Below are 18,761 nucleotides of genomic sequence, written 5' to 3' on the forward strand. Positions count from 1 at the left end.
CTGATTTAAATCCGGAATATGCATTAGCCTATCTGTTGCGATTCCTAATGCGTATTCCGGGTTAAAGGCAATTTGTATCAGGCATTTGGTAGCACTGTTCGTAAACGTTATTCTCCCATGACATTCATCTTGGCCACATAGAAATTGCGGTCCACGGTGAGTGCTGATGTGGTAGGGTCGAGTTTTTTGTTTTGCCACTGGGTAGTTGGTTTGAGCCAAACCTCCTCTCCGTCGACCCAAACCTTCAGGGGCATATTGAAGCTTTTTACCGTGTTTTCCCATCTGTAGATCAACATGCCATTTTTAATGGTATAGCTGAAAATGGGAATCCGCACATCTCGAAGGTATTGGTCAAATACTGGCTCCAAGTTCATATCGGCATGATCGCTGATGTAGTTTTCGATTTGTTTGGTAGTGACGGTCTGGTGATAGAATTCACGGTTCAGCCCCCGCAGGATCTCACGCCATTTGTCATCATCATTGATAAGTTGGCGAATGGTGTGGAGCATATTGGCGCCTTTGTAATACATGTCTCCGGAGCCTTCGTAGTTTACTCCATAAGTACCGATGACCGGCCTGTCGTTATTGATGGCCATGCGAGTGCCCAGCACGTAATCACTGGCGGCTTCTTTGCCGTAGAAATAATCCAAAAATAAGCTTTCGGAATAGGCCGTAAACCCTTCATGGATCCACATATCGGCCACATCTTTGTTGGTGATGTTATTGGCAAACCACTCATGGCCCGACTCATGGATGATGATAAAGTCAAACTTCAGCCCCCAGCCGGTTCCGCTCAGATCCCTGCCTAAGTAGCCGTTACCATAGGCATTGCCGTAGGTGACGGAGCTCTGGTGCTCCATGCCCAGATAAGGCACTTCGACCAGCTTATAACCATCCTCATAAAAAGGATACGGCCCAAACCAATGCTCAAAAGCTTCCATCATCCTTTTGGCATCTTTAAACTGCTCTTTGGCTTTTTCTAGATTGTCGCGAAGGACATAATAGTCCATGTCCAGCTCACCTTTTTCGCCTTGGTATTTTTCGGAGAAATGCACATAATCACCGATGTTGATATTGATTCCGTAATTATTGATCGGATTTTTGACTTCCCACGTGTAGGTTTTGGTGTTGGCTTTGCGGTTGTGTTGGGTGTCGATCAGGCGGCCGTTGGAGACATCCATTAGGTTTTCGGGTACTTCCACTTTGAGCAATACCCCTTTGTCAGGCTCGTCACTGGGATGATCTTTGTTTGGCCACCATACACTCGAGCCGATTCCTTGGTTGGCATTGGCGATAAAGGGGAGGCCGTTGCTGTCCTTTTGCCAAGTAAGGCCTCCATCCCAAGGTGGTCGCTGTGCCACTACTGGCTTGCCGGAAAAATGAAAAGTAATGTCGTAGTTTTTGCCTTGTACTTGCTCCTGTTTTAAGGAGATAAAATGGGCATTGCCATCATGTTCAATGGGAAGTTCCTCGGCATTTTGGACAGCTTTGGTGAGCTTCATGGGTGCTTGAAGGTCGATCTGCATGCGCTGTGGCTGCCCGGTGACGGTATAGGTCATGGTGTTGGTTCCAGACAGGAACTGTTTCTCTGGCTCTACTTTCACTTCCAAGGTGTAATGTGCTAAATCCCACCAAGCCCTTTCCGGGGTGATGGTGCCGCGCAAGGTATCCTGCCGTGTAAATGCTTCCCCATGTGGGAAAAGCTGTGCTCTAGCAGTAAAACTAAACGTCAACGTGGCCGCTATCAAAAGCGATTTCATCCAATTCATATCAAATAAGGTTGGGTTTCTATTCTATTTCTACTCACTAAGGTAAGTTTTATTCAGATAAAGAGAGAATGGAATTTTATAGATGGCTTTCGCAAAACTGGTGAATGATGCCCTCTATGGTTTGTTTTGGGACAGTCGATGGGGGCGTTAAGAAAATGAGTTAGCTCGTGCAGCGGACAAGCGAGATCCACTCATTTTTAGCCCATAGCAACTACCCCAAAATCAAATTAAGGCAAACGAAATCGTACTGGTAACCCCAATCACTTAATGTGAAAGATGCTCCATGGCCTAGATTTTTGCCTACTTTTTCATCAATAGAAAAAGGAGAAATCCCCATGACACATCTAGAAAAACTAAATGCGCAGGGATTTCTCCTTTCGGTGAAGTGACTCGTTATTGCCTTATTTCAGGTCATACCGATCGAGGTTCATGACCTTGTCCCAAGTGGCGACAAAGTCCTTGACAAATTTATCCTGTGCATCGGTACTTGCATAAACTTCCGCTTGTGCCCTCAGTTCAGCATTGGAACCAAAGACAAGGTCTGCTCGTGTAGCCGTCCATTTTTTGGCTCCGGATTTTCGGTCCTTTCCTTCGAAGTACTCCTGATCATCGGAGGTAGCTTCCCAAGCAGTTTTCATGTCCAATAGGTTGACGAAGAAATCGTTGGTAAGCTTTTCGGGCTTGTCGGTGAAGACGCCGTGCTTGGATCCATCAAAGTTAGTACCTAGCACCCGCATGCCTCCTATCAGCACGGTCAGTTCAGGAGGGGTAAGGCTAAGCAAATTGGCCTTATCGATAAGCAGGTCTTCGGTAGACACGTTGAATTTTGTCCTTCGGTAATTTCTGAATCCGTCTGCAAAAGGCTCCAAGTAGCTGAACGCTTCCTCGTCAGTCTGCTCCGCCGAAGCGTCCATTCTGCCTGGAGTGAACGGTACACTAATACTGTGTCCTGCATCCTTTGCCGCTTTTTCCACACCGGCACAGCCTGCCAGTACTATCATATCTGCCAAGGAGATTTTCTTGTTGCCGGATTGGGCGCCATTAAAATCCTTTTGTACCCCTTCCAGTGTGCTCAGCACTTTGGCCAGTTGCGTGGGATTGTTGACTTCCCAGTCTTTTTGTGGAGCAAGTCTGAGTCTGGCTCCGTTGGCACCGCCACGTTTGTCGGAAATCCTGAAAGTGGAGGCAGACGCCCAAGCGGTAGATACCAGCTGAGATACGGAAAGACCTGTTCCTAGGATGTTGTCCTTGAGCGCTGCGATGTCCTTTTCGTCCACCAGCTCGTGGTTTACTGCTGGAATGGGGTCTTGCCAGAGCAGTTCCTCTTCGGGAATCTCAGGTCCGAGATAGCGGTCTTTTGGCCCCATATCACGGTGGGTGAGCTTGTACCAAGCCCTTGCAAAGGCATCGGCAAATTCATCAGGGTTTTCGTAAAATCTCCTTGATATTTTTTCATACTCCGGATCCAATCGCAATGCCAGATCCGTTGTCAGCATAGTGGGTTTATGCTTTTTGGATTTATCGTAGGCATCTGGAATATCTGCTTCTGCATCTCTCGCAATCCATTGTTTAGCACCTGCGGGACTGCGGTGTGGATCCCATTCATATTTGAATAAGTTATCAAAAAAGTGGTTGCTCCACTGAGTTGGGGTTTGTGTCCACGTTACTTCAGGGCCGCCAGTGATCGCATCTGGACCTGACCCTGTTCCATGGGAGTTTTTCCATCCGAAACCTTGCTGCTCAATAGGTGCGGCTTCTGGTTCGGGACCAACATGCTCGCCCGGATCAGCAGCACCGTGGGTTTTTCCAAACGAGTGACCACCCGCAATCAGCGCAACGGTCTCCTCATCATTCATGGCCATTCGTTTGAAGGTTTCTCTGATATCCACGGCAGCAGATACAGGGTCCCAATTTCCGTTTGGCCCTTCGGGATCCACATAAATCAGCCCCATGACCACCGCAGCCAATGGATCTTCGAGGTCACGTTTTCCTGAATACCGCTTGTCCGCAAGCCATTCGTCCTCTGAGCCCCAGTACACGTCTTCTTCAGGCTCCCAAGTATCTTCACGTCCCCCTGCAAAGCCGAATGTCTTAAAGCCCATCGATTCTAGGGCCACATTGCCCGCAAGGACCATTAAGTCAGCCCAAGAGATTTTGTTGCCATATTTTTGTTTGAGGGGCCATAATAGCCTTCTGGCCTTGTCCAAGCTGGCATTATCCGGCCAGCTGTTCAGTGGTGCAAAGCGCTGCTGACCGCCTCCTGCACCACCACGGCCATCACCAATCCGGTAGGTGCCGGCACTGTGCCAGGCCATTCTGATAAACAAGCCCCCATAATGGCCAAAATCTGCCGGCCACCAGTCCTGTGAGTCAGTCATCAAGGCATGCAGGTCTTTTTTCAACCCATCATAATCCAAGCTTTTGAAGGCTTCGGCATAATCAAAGTTTTCGCCCAGTGGGTTGGACATGGGAGAATGTTGTCGCAGGATGTTTACTTTTAGCCGATTTGGCCACCAGTCAAGGTTGCTGGTGCCTCCTCCGGCACTTTTCTTAGGAGCTGCTCCAGAAAAAGGGCATTTTCCACTAGCACTGCTTTCGTTTACATCAAAACTTCGAGAACCATTATTGTTTTCCATTTCTATGATTTGTATATGGTTTGTGAAAATATTTCTGACAAGTAAATTCTAAAAATAATCATTTTAATGATCCATTAAATGTCCTATAATTTAAAAAAATATGGTTATTTCAGCAAACTTATTTAGCCTTTTAAACCCGATTTTTGCATAACTGCAATAGATAGGCTAATGTATATTTCCATCTAACCTCGAAAAGCTTTTATATCGTGGATGTTGTATGGGGGGAGGGAGGTGTTGAACTAGACTTTCAGCCTGGGTGAGGGGAATGCTTTTGGACACTTTCCCTATTGTAGCTATGTTGTTACCCAAAAGGGAATTCCAAAGAATAACTCCTAAAGGTAATCGTTATTATGTCTTAGTGGCTTACTTTTTTTTAGCCACAAAGTCACGAAGTCACAAAAGGGGTGAATTGGGGGTTGTCGTGTACTTGGCCAATTACTTTCCAAAAACACTTAGCGTCTTGGCGCCTTAGTGGCTTCTTACTGTTCCAGCATAAGGCAGTGGCTGATTGGCTGCCTCTCCCCCTACTGTGCCCTATGTTCCTATGTTGTTACCCATAAATCATACTTCAAAGTATAACTTCTGTAAGTAGTATTGAGTTAAAAACTCAAATTTAGGTGGTTCCGCAGCCCAGCTGTCGGAACAACTAGCGTCCGAGAAAAGATTTTGCTTTCGAAGAAAATCTGCCGAAATCTACCCCTAAATCCCCTAAAGGGGACTTTCTGATCACCCTCATGAGGACGAGGGAGGTACCCGACATGCCTGATTAGCTGCCTATGCCCCTATTGTGCGCTATGTTCCTATGTTGTTACCCATAAATCATACTCCAAAATATAACTTTTGTAAGTGGTATTGAGTTAAAAGCTCAATTTTAGGTGGTTCCACAGCACAGCTGTCGGAACAACCGGTATGAATTGGAGCTTGTCGCGTACTTGGTCTGTTACTTTGCAAAACACTTAGTGTCTTGGTGCCTTCGTGGCTTCCTACTGTTCCAGCATAAGGCAGCGGCGACTAGATGCACATCATCCTACTGTGCCCTATGTTCCTATGTTGTTACCCATAAATCATACTTCAAAGTATAACTTCTGTAAGTAGTATTGTTTCTGAAAACAGGAAGCTGAGTTAGTTTTCATTCCTAAGGTTAACGGTGACAAAGCATCACTATCATCGTATTCGGCCAATGACGTGGAAATCACTTAAGAAAAGTGTAATTTTGGTCATTCGAACGTTCAATCTAAAATCCCAAATATGGCATCGAAAGATTATATCCAGCAAAATCAGGATAAATTCATTGAAGAACTTTTGGAACTCCTCCGCATTCCTTCGGTGAGTGCAGACCCCAAATTCAAGGAAGATGTACTAAAAGCCGCAGCATATGTTAAAGACAGCCTGGTGGAAGCAGGTGCGGACAAAGTAGAAATTTGCCCTACTCCAGGCTATCCGGTGGTGTATGGAGAGAAGATCATCGACCCGGCATTGCCGACCGTTTTGGTGTATGGCCACTATGATGTGCAGCCTGCCGACCCGTATGAACTGTGGGATTCGGCGCCTTTTGAGCCAGTGATCAAAAAGACTGATCTCCACCCAGATGGAGCGATCTTTGCCCGCGGTTCGGCGGATGACAAAGGCCAATTTTTCATGCATGTAAAGGCTTTTGAAGCCATGATGGCCGAAGGTGAGCTGACCTGCAACGTGAAGTTTATGATCGAAGGTGAGGAGGAAGTAGGCTCTGATAATTTGGCCAATTTTATCAAGGAAAATAAAGAAAAGCTACAAGCTGACGTAGTGCTGATTTCGGATACCAGCATGCTTTCGCTGGAAACACCTTCCGTGACCGTTGGTCTCCGTGGCCTGGCCTATATGCAAGTGGAAGTCACCGGTCCAAACCGCGACCTGCACAGTGGCACTTATGGTGGTGCAGTGGCCAACCCGATCAATATCCTCTGTAAGATGATCGCACAGCTACAGGATGAGGACCGAAGGATTACCGTTCCAGGGTTTTATGACAAGGTGGAGGAGCTTTCAGCAGTGTACCGCAAGAAACTGAACGAAGCGCCTTTTGACCTGAATGATTATAAACGGAAGCTTGATATCAAAGAAGTAGAAGGTGAAGCGGGCTTTACCACCTTGGAGCGTACCGGAATCCGACCGACCTTGGATGTCAATGGCATTTGGGGAGGATATATCGGTGAAGGTGCCAAAACCGTCCTTCCATCAAAAGCCTATGCAAAAATTTCGATGCGACTGGTACCGAACCAGGATCACCATGAAATCTCCGAGCTCTTCCAAAAGCATTTTGAGTCTCTGGCGCCAGATTCGGTAAAAGTAAAAGTAACCCCACACCATGGCGGAAAACCAGCCGTAGTACCCACTTCATCAGTTGGCTATAAAGCCGCAGAAGAGGCCGTTAGTGAGGTTTTTGGCAAGAAAGCCATCCCTACCAGAGAAGGTGGATCCGTGCCGATCACGTCACTCTTTCAGGAAGAGTTGAAGCTGGATCCTATTTTGTTGGGCTTTGGATTGGACACTGATGCCATTCACTCTCCCAACGAACATTACGGTGTCAGGAACTACCTCTTGGGCATCGAAACGATAGCCGCTTTCTTTAAAAATTTCAGGAAACTGTCAGAAAAATAAAACCTTAATTGACCTTTTGTAGTAAACCACAAAAAGTAAGCGCTTAGATTTGGAGTTTTGCCCTAAAACTTCTTAATGAGTAGCTTAAGTTTTTGTGGTTTATTTGTTTTATATGAAACCCTTACTGCATTAATGCAGTTTTACAATAGTTATGAAGAGCTTAAAAAAATCCCTCCCATTAGTATTCCTGCTTTGCCTCACCAGTATAGCTTCGTTTGCTCAGCTGATACAGCCCCCAAAGTGGCAAATGACCCTTTCGGAGGAGACGCCCTTCGTGGATGATGAGGTCGAACTTATTTTTAAAGCTGACATTCCTCGGGATTGGTACATTTATTCCAACGATTTTGACCCAGACCTTGGCCCCATGCTTACCGAGCTGAGTTTGGAAGAAGCTGAAGGCATTGAGCGTATTGGGAAGCTCAAACCTATCGATCCAAAACGGAAGATGGATGAAACCTGGGACGGAGAAGTAAGCTACTTTACAGGCACTGCCGAATTCAGACAGAAAGTCAAGATTACCAAAACAGCTGTCAAGATCGTGGGAGTGATGAGCTATCAGATGTGCTCGGATGTGACGGGACAATGCGTGCCTTACGAGGAGGATTTTTCCCGATCTGTGAACGCCTCTATCAAGAAAGAAGCTGCCCAAGAAACTAAAAGTGCACCAGAAGAAAAGGTCGTTGACGAATCGCCTTTGCCTCAGCAAGAGGCTACCGAAAAAGTAGCTGAAGAAAGTCCTGATAAATCAGCCGAAGACCAAGCAACCACCGCTAAACCCTCCACCAAAAAGACAGGCACCAAAGTGCCCGCCGTCAACCTCGATCCAGAAGGCAAACAGGGAGATGCCACTTCCATGTGGCCATTTGTCATCGCTGCCTTTTTGGGAGGATTGGCTGCGCTGCTGACGCCATGTGTCTTCCCGATGATCCCGATGACAGTGACTTTCTTTACCGGAAGGAGTAAAAGCAAAGCACAGGGAATCAGAAATGCCATTATCTATGGGCTGAGCATCATTGTCATTTACACGCTGGCGGGCACCATCGTGGCGGCCGTCCAAGGGCCGGAGTTTGCCAATTGGCTTTCCACACATTGGGCACCCAATATCTTTTTCTTTCTGGTATTTATCTTCTTTGCCCTGGCTTTTCTGGGCTTGTTTGAGATCACCTTGCCTAGCGGATTGGTCAATAAAATGGATGCCAAAGCCGACAAAGGAGGACTTACAGGCGTGTTTTTTATGGCGTTTACCCTGGTATTGGTCTCTTTTTCCTGTACTGGCCCTATTGTGGGATCGATATTGATCGAATCTGCCGGTGGAGAAATCCTAAAGCCCATCTTGGGCATGTTTGCCTTTTCGTTGGCTTTTGCCATTCCTTTTACCCTTTTTGCGATATTCCCAGAATGGCTCAATGGCCTGCCTAAGTCTGGAGGATGGTTAAATTCCGTGAAAGTGGTGCTGGGATTTTTGGAGCTGGCATTGGCCTTCAAATTCCTGAGTGTAGCCGATCAGGTGTACCACTGGGGACTGCTGGACCGTGACATTTACATCGCCATCTGGATCGTGATTTTTGCGCTGATGGGATTGTATTTGCTCGGCAAAATCCGGTTGCCGCATGATTCTCCCATGGAAAAGCTGGGTGTTCCTCGGCTGTTGCTGGCCACGGTGACCTTCATCTTTGTGGTGTATTTGGTGCCAGGTCTATTTGGCGCTCCGCTCAAATCCCTGAGTGGCTACCTGCCTCCGATCCACACGCACGATTTCAATATCGAAAAGCTGATCCGTGAAAACCGAGGAGGAGGAACCTCCGTCCAAAGCGAGATGACGGAAGCACCCAAACATGGGGATTTGCTGCATTGGCCGCATGGACTGCAAGGGTATTTTGACTATGATCAAGCGCTGAGGGTTGCCAAAAAGGAGAACAAACCGCTTTTCATCGATTTTACCGGACATGGCTGTGTCAACTGCCGAGAGATGGAAGCCAAGGTCTGGTCACAGCCAGAAGTGCTGCAGCGGTTGAAGGATGATTTTGTGCTGGTGGCACTTTATGTGGACGAGCGGACAGAACTGCCAGAAGGAGAATGGTACACTTCTGCCTACGATGACAAGGTGAAGAAAACCATCGGCAAGCAGAATGCGGACTTCCAGATCACCCGGTTCAACAATAATGCACAGCCTTATTATGTGATCTTGGATCATGACGAAGAGATGCTTGTGAGGCCAAAAGCCTATGACACCGATCCCCAAAATTTCGTGGAGTTTCTGGACAATGCAAAGGCGGCGTTTGAGCAATAAAAACTAACCTGTTCATTGGACTCTTCTATTGCCTAACCTTTTTTGGTGCTAAGAGGAAGAGGACAAGTTTAGTTAGTGCTGCTGAGTCCCAAAAAGGTGTCGCTTAGGCACATAGAAAGGAGGAAATACTCTTAACTAAACGGTATTGATCCCTGAATATACATTAGCCTATTTATTGCTCCCTGATCATAAAGCCACTACCAATAGCGTCAAGCCCGCAATAATCACCCACAATATACTCGCCTGCCCAAGCACTCGCAGCCCACCGGCAAACAGCAGTTTTCTGGAAAGCCCACAGCCGATCAGGAAGATGGAAAGACACAGGGCCATATGTGCCAAATGGTCTATAAAGGGAGCGATCAGTTTTACGGAGGGCAAAAAGCTGTTGGCCAAGACAGCCAAGATAAACAGCCCAATGAAATAGGGAATCTTGATTTTACCTTTTCCTTGCCCAAAAGCAAACGCTGATAAGAAGGCCACAGGAATGATCCAGAGCGCCCGGGTCAGTTTTACTGTTGTGGCGATTTTGAGGGCTTCATCACTGTATTGGCTGGCGGCGCCTACTACGGAGCTGGTGTCGTGGATGGCGATGGCACACCAAGTACCAAACTGCTCAGCACCTAAGCCTAGGAATTTCCCGATCGGAGGAAACAGAAACAAAGCCAAAGAATTTAGTACGAAAACAGCGCCCAACGCCATAGAAATCTGGTGCTGCCGTGCTTTGATGGCCGGAGATACCGCAGCGATGGCACTGCCACCACATATAGCGGTTCCTACTGCCACCAAAAAGGAAGTTTTTTGGTCTATTTTAAGGAGTTTTCCAAAAATCAACCCGAGCCCCAAGGTGCATATTATCGCAATGAAAGTCATTATGAAACCTTCCTTTCCAGTAGTAAAGGCCTGTTCTGCACTAATGCCAAAACCCAAACCGACTACGGCAAATTGCAGTAGGTAGTCGGTAGCTTTCGCTCCTGATTTGGCGTAAGGATGGCCGAGGAGATTGACAAAGAGCAGGCCCATCACTAAGGCGATCGGAGCAGTCATCCCAGGCAAGAGACAAACGACTACCGCCAGCCAAAAGATGATCTCCCGAATGGTAAGCCCTCGATCCAACAAGTCGTGAATCCCTCTAAATTTTAAGAAAATGTCCTTTGCTTTTTCCATGTCCATAACTTCTGTTCGGTACTGTACAAAGGTGCGTAAACAGCAGTTGCTATGGAAATCGTTTTTGGCAATGACCCATTACCTGAGGTTATTACGGTGGGCGAATTTCATAAAGAGATCGGCAATTCCCTCCTTGCCTCCATGAGGCTGGATAAATAAAAATGATCGCTCAATGGACAACTTATCCACATCGATCACGGTAAACTTTTTGCTATGGAGCTCCTCCAAGACGGTAAAAACAGATAGGAAGGCCATGGCATTGGAGTTCATCAGATAGCCTTTGATGCTTTCGGTACTGCCGAGCTGCATCTCTTTTTTGAGTTGGCCGAGTTTTACCCCTAGTGGCTTCAGTGCATGGGCGATGACTTCCAAGGTCCCGGACCCCGGTTCTCTGAGCAGCAGCGGGACGTCGAGTAATTCTTGGATATCGATGGATTCCTTTTTGGCCAATGGATGATCTGCCCGCGCAATAAGTAAAATTTCGTCCTTGGTAAATTCCGTATATTTAAACTGCGACTGCTTGGTCTGCCCTTCGATGATCCCCAGGTCGATTTCCCCCAAATCTAGTGACTTGCCGATTTGTTCGGTATTATCTGTGCTAAGGCTTAACCTGATATCGTGAAATTTCTCATGAAACGCTGCCAAAATAGGCGGTAGCACATACTGGGCAATGGTGGTGCTGGCACCTATTCGTAGCTCACCGCGGTGATCTTTACTGAAATGGTTCAGCTCAAATTCCAGGTCCCGATAAACGGCAAAAATCCGATCTGCATGCTCATAAAGTGTTTGTCCTGCGGGCGTGAGGGATATTTTGCTGCCCTGTCGGTCAAAAAGTTTTACCTGATAATGCGATTCTATCTGCCGGATATGTTTGGTCACGGCAGGTTGGGATATGTAGAGTTCTTCGGCAGCTTTGGTGAAATTTAACCGGCGTGCCACGGCATGGAAAACCTGGAGTCTATAATCAAACATAAAGCGAATTTAAAGTATTTTAGAGCTATTTACTCAATTGCATGAGCCTTTCCATCATTTTTGCGATCCTATCCGCTTTCGTTTCGGCCTTTTTGGCCTGATAGATCCAATCAAAATAAGCTTTCTGTTCGCCATCTGAAAGCGATTTGAAGTTGTCGATAAGATGGGAGGGTTCATTTCGGAAGCACTCTAGTATTTCCTTGGGGATGACTATTGGCGTTTCGTCAGGATAGAGGACGACCTGCACCGTATCACCTGCTTCTTTTTTGAGTTGCTTACGAAGGGCTGCTTTTACGGGAAGAAACATGCAGCCATTTCCCATTGGCATGAGCTTATAATGCTCAAGGACCACATCATCAATGCGTCCACGCACGGTCACCCAACCAAAATGTGTGTCCTTGCCAGGAGGTATTTCTGGGATTTTGGCATAAGTCCAGCCCCCTTTACCAGGAAATTTTTCGAGCAAATACAACTGGTTCACTAATGGTTTTTCCTTGCCCATTTCACACTGTATTTTTGCTGATAATTTACAACTATTTTTGTGATTCCAACCGTTTTTCTGAGCTGTTCACAGGGCAAACACATTTAGTATTAATTTCGTGTAGGACAGCTATCATCCGTGCCGCTGGCACTTTGCCCCGATTTGTACATTGGAAACCGCAGTAGCCTATCTTGCCGAACGGCTGGATGGGCTGAAAGAATGATTAGTTGATTTGGATCGTTCAAGCCGTCGCAGCTATTTGCTCATGTATAGTGGTTGGCTTGGGTGAGGTTAAACCCTGAATAGGCGTTAGGAACTGAGCATCCTGCCTCATCCGCCTTTGGCGGTGGGTCATATAGAAAGTGCAGGTGACTACCTGCACCAAAAATGATTACACACAAAAGGGTAAGTTCCGTAGGAACGGCAGATAGAAATGCAAATAGGAACATTTTTTTAAATGCGTTTGCCCTGATGGTGACCTGATCTATCTTATTTTATGACCGTTTTTATGTATATTATATCTTTCTCTCTTTACTTCTCTACTAAGACAGTCAACTTCATGCATTGGCCATTCACTAAAAAACAAAGTCAGCCTAACCGGTAGCGAATGGCCTATCTTTTGCGTAAGGGTATTTAAGAACTAAAATTTATAGCCATGAAACATTTACTTTACGGGAGTTTTTTAATTTTATTGATATTTGCCAGCTGTACTACAGAAAAAGAAGTACTGCCTACTGGGACTTTTTATGCTGTTTTACCATGTGCTGACTGTCCGGGGATCAGCTATGAATTACAGATAAAAGCTGATTCCAGTTATTCCGAAAAGATGGTTTATCAGGAAAGAAGTGAAAAAGTTATGGAGCAAACAGGAAAGCTGACCATACAAGAGGGAGCTGTTGTAGCCTTGGACAAACCTAAAAAAGAAGGAATGCGTCTGTTTACTATTTTAGGGGATAGCTTGCAAATGCTCAATTATGAAGGGCTTCCCGTTGATAGCCCTTTGGCAAAACGTTACCATCTTTCTCGGACACCACCTGAAAACTTCACCATGAAACTAAAGGAAAAGTCTTTTACAGGATTCAGGGCCACTGGAAATGAGCCATTCTGGTCATTAGAAATGGATTTTAACAAACAGATGGTCTTTAAACCAATGGAAGGAGAGCCCCTGATTACGCCTATTCCGAAGCCTGTGCGACCACAGGACGTCAATGCGGTAAGCTATCGAGCTGAAACAGAAAAAGGAACCCTTCACGTAACGATTTTCCGAACAAAATGCCAAGACACCATGTCTGGAAAGGAATTTGGCTACAAGGTACGCGTAAGCATCAAACGTGGAGATGAAAGTGATTTCCAAGATTTATCTGGATGTGGGGATTACCAAGGGGATTATCGGCTTAATGATATCTGGGCCTTGGAGAGCATCAATGGCCAATCACTGATCGAAGAAGGAAAATCACCCAACTTGGAGTTTAATATCATGCAGAGCCGATTTTATGGTTTTGGTGGCTGCAACAGAATAAATGGCCAATTTACCATCGATAAGCAACAGGTAACTTTTAGTCAAACAGTATCTACTGAGATGGCTTGTCCAAACCTAGACAAAGAGCAGGTGTTTCTGCAAAAACTAAATGGAAAAGCTTATGACTTTAAGATCAATGGGCTAAAGCTGACACTACAAAACGAGCATGATGTATTGGTATTTAGAAAAATAGACTGATCATATTCAGCACTATAAATAACTTGGAGCCTTGTGGTGGAGCTAGAAACGTTTACAAAAGCCCACTGCAAGGCTCCAAGTGTTATAACCCTTTTTGATATCTAATGCAAAGGAAGGAACGAATTCCCAGTCTTGTCCCATCTCTACTGCATATTCCGTCCCCATTCTTAGCACTGCCAGATTTTCGTGCTTTTCGAATTCTACGCCTGCGCCGGCAAAGACCGCCCAATGGTCCATTAACTCGTAGTTTGCTACCAAAGCAAAGAGCATGGCACGTTCTCTTTCCAACTCGTCACCGTTTACCATATAATGATCCAGCTCCCAATCCCACATAATCCCTACTTCCCAACGCTCATGTACCTTGCGAAAATAATCAAAGCCCACAGTAGGCACAAAAAAGCCTCCGTCTGCCTCGGTCTCACTGAGTTCATTCGCCGCTGGAATCCAAGTGTATCCAAGTGAAAATACAACGCGATTTTTTAACACGGTATCTTCGGTTTCCCTAGTTTCTTCCTGGGCATTTACTTGGTTCCCAAATAGAAGGAGGAAGCCAATAACGAGCGAAAATTTGGGTGTCATGGTGTGCTTATTTTAGTGTTGTAATCAATACCGTTAGTTAGGGCTATTGTCAGACTGTGTGGACCTGTCTAGCTCGGCCAGCAGATAGGATCGAGGCCCATCGCTAACCCTTTGCTTTAGTTTATCCTGAGCCAGCCTATACAGCGTTGGTCGAAGTGTCGAAGGGCTCAGGGGGAGACCCTGTAGGTCAATCTTAACTAATCAGTATTCAAATTAGGTTAACATCTTATATTGCTAAAATAATCATTAAAAGACTAAAATTCGGCAAAAAACATAAGCTCGATGGTTAATTTATAAATCTTTGCAAATTTATAATGGCAAACCTTTCCAGATGAGTCTGGCGATTTCGGCCATGCCCTGATCGCTTGGATGTCGGGCAACGCCGTTATTTTCATATTCATCCAAGGCCATATTTTCATCGTTTTTACTAAGGTAAGTTATGTCGACCAAGCCCCAACCTTCTTTTTCAGCAGCCCATCGTATTTGCTCGTTCATCACGGGGTTGTCCCAAAAGGTAGTTGTGATGACGACCTTGGATTCGGGACTTCCCTTCAAGTAGTTCACAAAGTGGATCAAAGATTCCGAAAAGTTAACCCCATTAATTTTTTGGGTGTCGACATTTTCTCCAAGTCTAACGATCAAAAGATCAGCACCAAAATCCTTCAATTCGCCATACTTTTCCACATTTAATGTATCAAAATGCCGCTCAAAAGGATAAACGTTTTGACGAATAACCTGGATGTCCTCACGGTAAGATTTTAGCGAATTGGCCAATATGCTAAAGAAGTCATTTTCTGGCTTACTGGCTGCCATCCCCCATGCGTGGTTCCAGCCTATTTCAGGGGCTGAGGGATGGTAGGTGATGCTGTTACCGATGACCAGCACACGTTCGACAGGTTTCTTATTAGGGGTCTCCTCGTGACAAGCATTCATGAACACCACAAGAGAGACGGATAATAAGCAAAACAGTAAACGAAACCTCGTCAATGACATAGTAAAGTGGGGTCAGTTAAAATAATGGCTAATTAAATCATTTTCTGCAAAAAAATCGATCTTCAAGCGGCTCTTTCAAACGTAAAAACTGCTGCCATTTTGGGTAGGTGGTGACATCATGGATCGCCATTACCTCATCAAACATCTGTTGGGCGACCTCATATTGACCTTTTCTGAAGGCACGGAAAGCATGTTTGAGCAGCTGCATGGCCCTGGCCAGCTCAAGTTCTTCCTCGATCTGTTCGGCGGCGAGCCGTTGACGACTAAAGTTCAGGCTCTCTGGGCTGACCTTTACACTAAGGTCTCTAAGAGGGGACTTGAGCACCAGCCCACCGAGTGTGGTACACCTGCTGAGGGCGACATAAGCCTGCCCCGCTTCAAATGACCTGCTGATGTCCAATATCGCCCGATCAAACGTAAGACCTTGGCTCTTGTGCACGGTGATGGCCCATGCAAGCTTTAATGGGAACTGGATAAAAGTACCGATGACTTTGGATTCCAAATGTTCTTCCTCTTCGTTATAGACAAATTCTATGTTTTCCCACGACTCCCGATGGACTTCATAAATAAACCCCCTTCGGTCTTCCACTTCTATCACGTCATCATTCATCTTAGTGACCTTGCCGATCATACCGTTATAATAGCGCGCATCGGGGTTATTCCGCATAAAAATCACTTGGGCACCAATTTTTAACGTCAGGTCCACTGGATCAAAAGGAGCCATGTTCAGGGGAAAATTGTCCTTGATTTCTGCTGGATAGGTACGGGGTTCTTTTTTGAGTTCTGCTAGCTTTTGGCGGTTGATTTCGGAAATGGTGGCATTGTGCGTTCCGATCAAAATATACTCTTGATCCAGCAGCCCAAAATGGTAGTTTTTGGTGGTGGCATTGAGCACTTGGATATCGGCCGGTGTATGCTCACTTTCCCTGATGCGGTTAAGAATGGCTTTGAATTGTTCATCCTTTTGCCGATAGATTTTTTGAAGCTCTATGTGCAATGGCCGTAAAGCTTGAAAAGCATTTGAACTAAAGAAAAACCTTGAATTATAATGTGGGGACAGGTACTCCCAATCCGTATTTCTCACCACTGGTGGTAGCTGGAAAGGATCCCCTATAAAGACCATCTGTACACCACCGAAGGGCAAATGCATCTTCTTGCGATAAACTCTCAGCAGCTGGTCAATAACATCCAATAACTCCACCCGTACCATCGAAACTTCATCAATGACCAATATGTCCATCCTATTGATCAGGTCACGGTGTTTCTTTCTGTACTGAAACTGCTCGAAGATATTGAACCCTTTCTCTTTTTTCTTGGGCTGCAGCCGTGGATCTCCTGGCAAAAACAGCTGTCGTGGATCGATCTTAAAGAAAGAATGGATCGTTTTGCCCTTGGCATTGATAGCAGCTACGCCAGTAGGTGCTACTACAGCCATATTTTTATCTTGGTTCAGCTTCCTTAGGGTATGTAAAAAAGTCGTCTTCCCAGTGCCTGCTTTACCGGTAAGAAACAGCGGCTTATCCGAAAAGAGTGCTACTTCCAGTGCATGTATAAAAGACGCATTGTCAGTGTCCAGCCCTCTCGACGAAAATTCTTGGTAAAGGTATTCCTTGATGGTAAAAGCCATTCTCAAAGTTAAGAATTGGAATTCGGAATAACTTCATATCCTGAAACATAACTGCATTACACAAAAAAAGAGGCTGTCCCCAAATACTTTCGTCACTTCAGTGCCAATGGCGATCTGGTGAGGACCATACGTGGGAACAGCCTCGGGTGCTGCTTAATCTATAACTACATAAGCTGGTTTAAAACTCCCTGTACGGCGCATCAAGGAGTTCGTTTACCTCTTCTTCTGCAAAACGGGCATTTTCAGCATCCCAGTGCAGGGTTTTGTTCGGGAAGCGACCGGCAAGGGTGCCCAATAGAATCGTTTCGGTCAACTTGGATGCATAGCTAAACGGCGCACTGCATTCATCCTTGCCAAGGCAGGCATCCACAAACTGGTGGTAGTGCTTCTTGCCCTCACTTGCATAGTCCCTGACTGGCTGGCCTAGATGCTCGGTGCCGCTAAGGTCAAGCTCTTGATACTCGTTGTCAACAATTAACTTGGGGAGCTGCATAAAATGGGGCAATAACAGTCTCCTTCCATCTTCCCCGATAAACATGGCACCTTGGGCGGGCAGTTCCTCCCCGTTTGGCAGTTTGAGGTCTTTGTGTTTTTCTGGAGCGCCAGGTCCATCGTACCATACCCATTTTAGCTTATCGGTGGTATGGGCAGTGCCAGGGAAAATATAGGTGACCTCGTTGTTTTCTGGAAATCCAAAACCGGTAGGCTTACGGCATTTGTTTTTGATGGTCAATGGCACATCGAGCTCCAGGGCGTTGTACGGTGTGTCAAAAATATGGACGCCCATATCTCCTAATGTGCCACAGCCATAATCCAGTACTTTTCTCCAGTTACCTGTGTGGTAATAGCCTTTCTTGTACGGACGTTCGGAAGAAGTCCCAAGCCATAGATTCCAATCCAATGTAGATGGAACTGGATCAGATCCTTGTGGTTCTGGCCCATCAAAGCCCCAGTTTTTAGGTGACCAAGCTCGTACGGCCTTCACCTTACCGATGATTCCATTTCTGATCAGATGAGTGGCCAATTGATAATCATAAAATGAATGCACCTGGATCCCCATCTGCGTGGTGAGGTTATGTTCTGCAGCAAATTTGTTCATGGCCCTGGCTTCAGAGACATGGTGGGTAAGGGGTTTTTGGCAATAAACAGATTTTCCGTTTTCCATGGCCATCATGGAGGCAGGAGCATGGGTGTGATCCGGAGTGGAAACTACCACTGCGTCGATTCCCTCACTCATGTCTTTGAACATTTCGCGGTAATCGGCATATGTTTTGGCATTGGGGTGCATGGCTTTTGCGGCCGCAAGGGCGTTGCTGTCCACATCACAAAGTGCCACTACATCTACCAGTTCATGGCTGGAAATAGCCTTCAGGTCTTCCATGCCCATATTGGAAATACCTATGTGGGCTGTACGAAGGCGATTGCCTTTGGCCAGTGACCAGACTGAGCCTGGAAGCATGGAGGCCGCTGCCAAAGCAGCCGTATTTTTTAGAAATGTTCGTTTTTTCATGAAACAATAATTTTATGTTAAAGCAATTTTTTATTTCAATTAATTAACTTTTATAGTAATAAGGCCAAGATACAAAAAAAAATAACTTAACTAATATCCGTTAGTATAAGTAATTGATTTCTTTTGTCCTCACCTTGGTTAAACCCGGAATATGCATTAGCCTATCTATTGCGGTATGAACCTACTTCAAAATCAGTCGCTTCGCTGCTGTTTTCGATTTCATCATCCGCCGCGGCGGATGCCTCAATCTCCAAACAGCCTGATTTTCTTGCAGTTTCAAACCTTCCCGATAGCTATCGGGACAGGCGATCACGATTCCTAATGCATAAACCGGGTTAAATTTCCTCCTTTGACCCAAAGGACAAATAATTAGCTCATTAACCCGG

12 protein-coding genes are annotated in these 18,761 nt (G+C 45.9%); 3 read left to right on the plus strand and 9 right to left on the minus strand.

The features are described 5' to 3' along the window. Positions 1-107: 107 nt before the first annotated feature. Together DN752_RS12250 and katG are read right to left on the minus strand one after the other, a co-directional pair. Positions 108-1,769, minus strand: coding sequence for a M1 family metallopeptidase (locus DN752_RS12250; protein WP_112784211.1), 1,662 nt, complete (start codon positions 1,767-1,769; stop codon positions 108-110). 401 nt (positions 1,770-2,170) lie between these two features. Further along, positions 2,171-4,405, minus strand: a complete 2,235-nt coding sequence (gene katG / locus DN752_RS12255) for a catalase/peroxidase HPI (protein WP_112784212.1) — start codon at positions 4,403-4,405, stop codon at positions 2,171-2,173. A gap of 1,248 nt (positions 4,406-5,653) precedes the next feature. Here katG and DN752_RS12260 point away from each other — a divergent pair. Both DN752_RS12260 and DN752_RS12265 read left to right on the plus strand, forming a co-directional pair. Beyond that, positions 5,654-7,042: a dipeptidase gene (locus DN752_RS12260; protein WP_112784213.1), complete on the plus strand. Its 1,389-nt coding sequence runs from the start codon at positions 5,654-5,656 to the stop codon at positions 7,040-7,042. A gap of 151 nt (positions 7,043-7,193) precedes the next feature. Then, a complete protein-coding gene (locus DN752_RS12265; RefSeq protein ID WP_112784214.1) occupies positions 7,194-9,332 on the plus strand; it encodes a protein-disulfide reductase DsbD family protein in 2,139 nt (712 codons plus the stop codon). A gap of 186 nt (positions 9,333-9,518) precedes the next feature. Here the strand turns inward: DN752_RS12265 and DN752_RS12270 are convergent, their stop codons facing one another. The 3 genes from DN752_RS12270 to DN752_RS12280 form a co-directional block, all read right to left on the minus strand. Then, positions 9,519-10,496, minus strand: coding sequence for a YeiH family protein (locus tag DN752_RS12270; RefSeq protein WP_245949200.1), 978 nt, complete (start codon positions 10,494-10,496; stop codon positions 9,519-9,521). Positions 10,497-10,574: 78 nt separating this feature from the next. Then, positions 10,575-11,468, minus strand: a complete 894-nt coding sequence (locus DN752_RS12275) for a LysR family transcriptional regulator (protein WP_112784216.1) — start codon at positions 11,466-11,468, stop codon at positions 10,575-10,577. A 25-nt stretch (positions 11,469-11,493) separates the two neighbouring features. Next, complete coding sequence (locus DN752_RS12280) at positions 11,494-11,970, minus strand: YdeI/OmpD-associated family protein (RefSeq protein WP_112784217.1); 477 nt, start codon at positions 11,968-11,970, stop codon at positions 11,494-11,496. A 634-nt stretch (positions 11,971-12,604) separates the two neighbouring features. Here DN752_RS12280 and DN752_RS12290 point away from each other — a divergent pair. After that, positions 12,605-13,666: an META domain-containing protein gene (locus DN752_RS12290; RefSeq protein WP_112784219.1), complete on the plus strand. Its 1,062-nt coding sequence runs from the start codon at positions 12,605-12,607 to the stop codon at positions 13,664-13,666. 42 nt (positions 13,667-13,708) lie between these two features. Here the strand turns inward: DN752_RS12290 and DN752_RS12295 are convergent, their stop codons facing one another. The 4 genes from DN752_RS12295 to DN752_RS12310 all read right to left on the minus strand — a co-directional run bounded on the left by DN752_RS12295 (position 13,709) and on the right by DN752_RS12310 (position 18,375). Beyond that, a complete protein-coding gene (locus DN752_RS12295) occupies positions 13,709-14,245 on the minus strand; it encodes a hypothetical protein (RefSeq protein WP_112784220.1) in 537 nt (178 codons plus the stop codon). Positions 14,246-14,554: 309 nt separating this feature from the next. Beyond that, complete coding sequence (locus DN752_RS12300; RefSeq protein WP_162633205.1) at positions 14,555-15,238, minus strand: SGNH/GDSL hydrolase family protein; 684 nt, start codon at positions 15,236-15,238, stop codon at positions 14,555-14,557. Positions 15,239-15,275: 37 nt separating this feature from the next. Beyond that, positions 15,276-16,865: an ATP-dependent DNA helicase gene (locus DN752_RS12305; RefSeq protein ID WP_112784222.1), complete on the minus strand. Its 1,590-nt coding sequence runs from the start codon at positions 16,863-16,865 to the stop codon at positions 15,276-15,278. A gap of 178 nt (positions 16,866-17,043) precedes the next feature. Next, positions 17,044-18,375: a Gfo/Idh/MocA family protein gene (locus tag DN752_RS12310; RefSeq protein ID WP_112784223.1), complete on the minus strand. Its 1,332-nt coding sequence runs from the start codon at positions 18,373-18,375 to the stop codon at positions 17,044-17,046. Between the last annotated feature and the right edge of the window lie 386 nt (positions 18,376-18,761).

The sequence above is a fragment of the Echinicola strongylocentroti genome (assembly GCF_003260975.1).
Classification (GTDB): Bacteria; Bacteroidota; Bacteroidia; order Cytophagales; family Cyclobacteriaceae; genus Echinicola; species Echinicola strongylocentroti.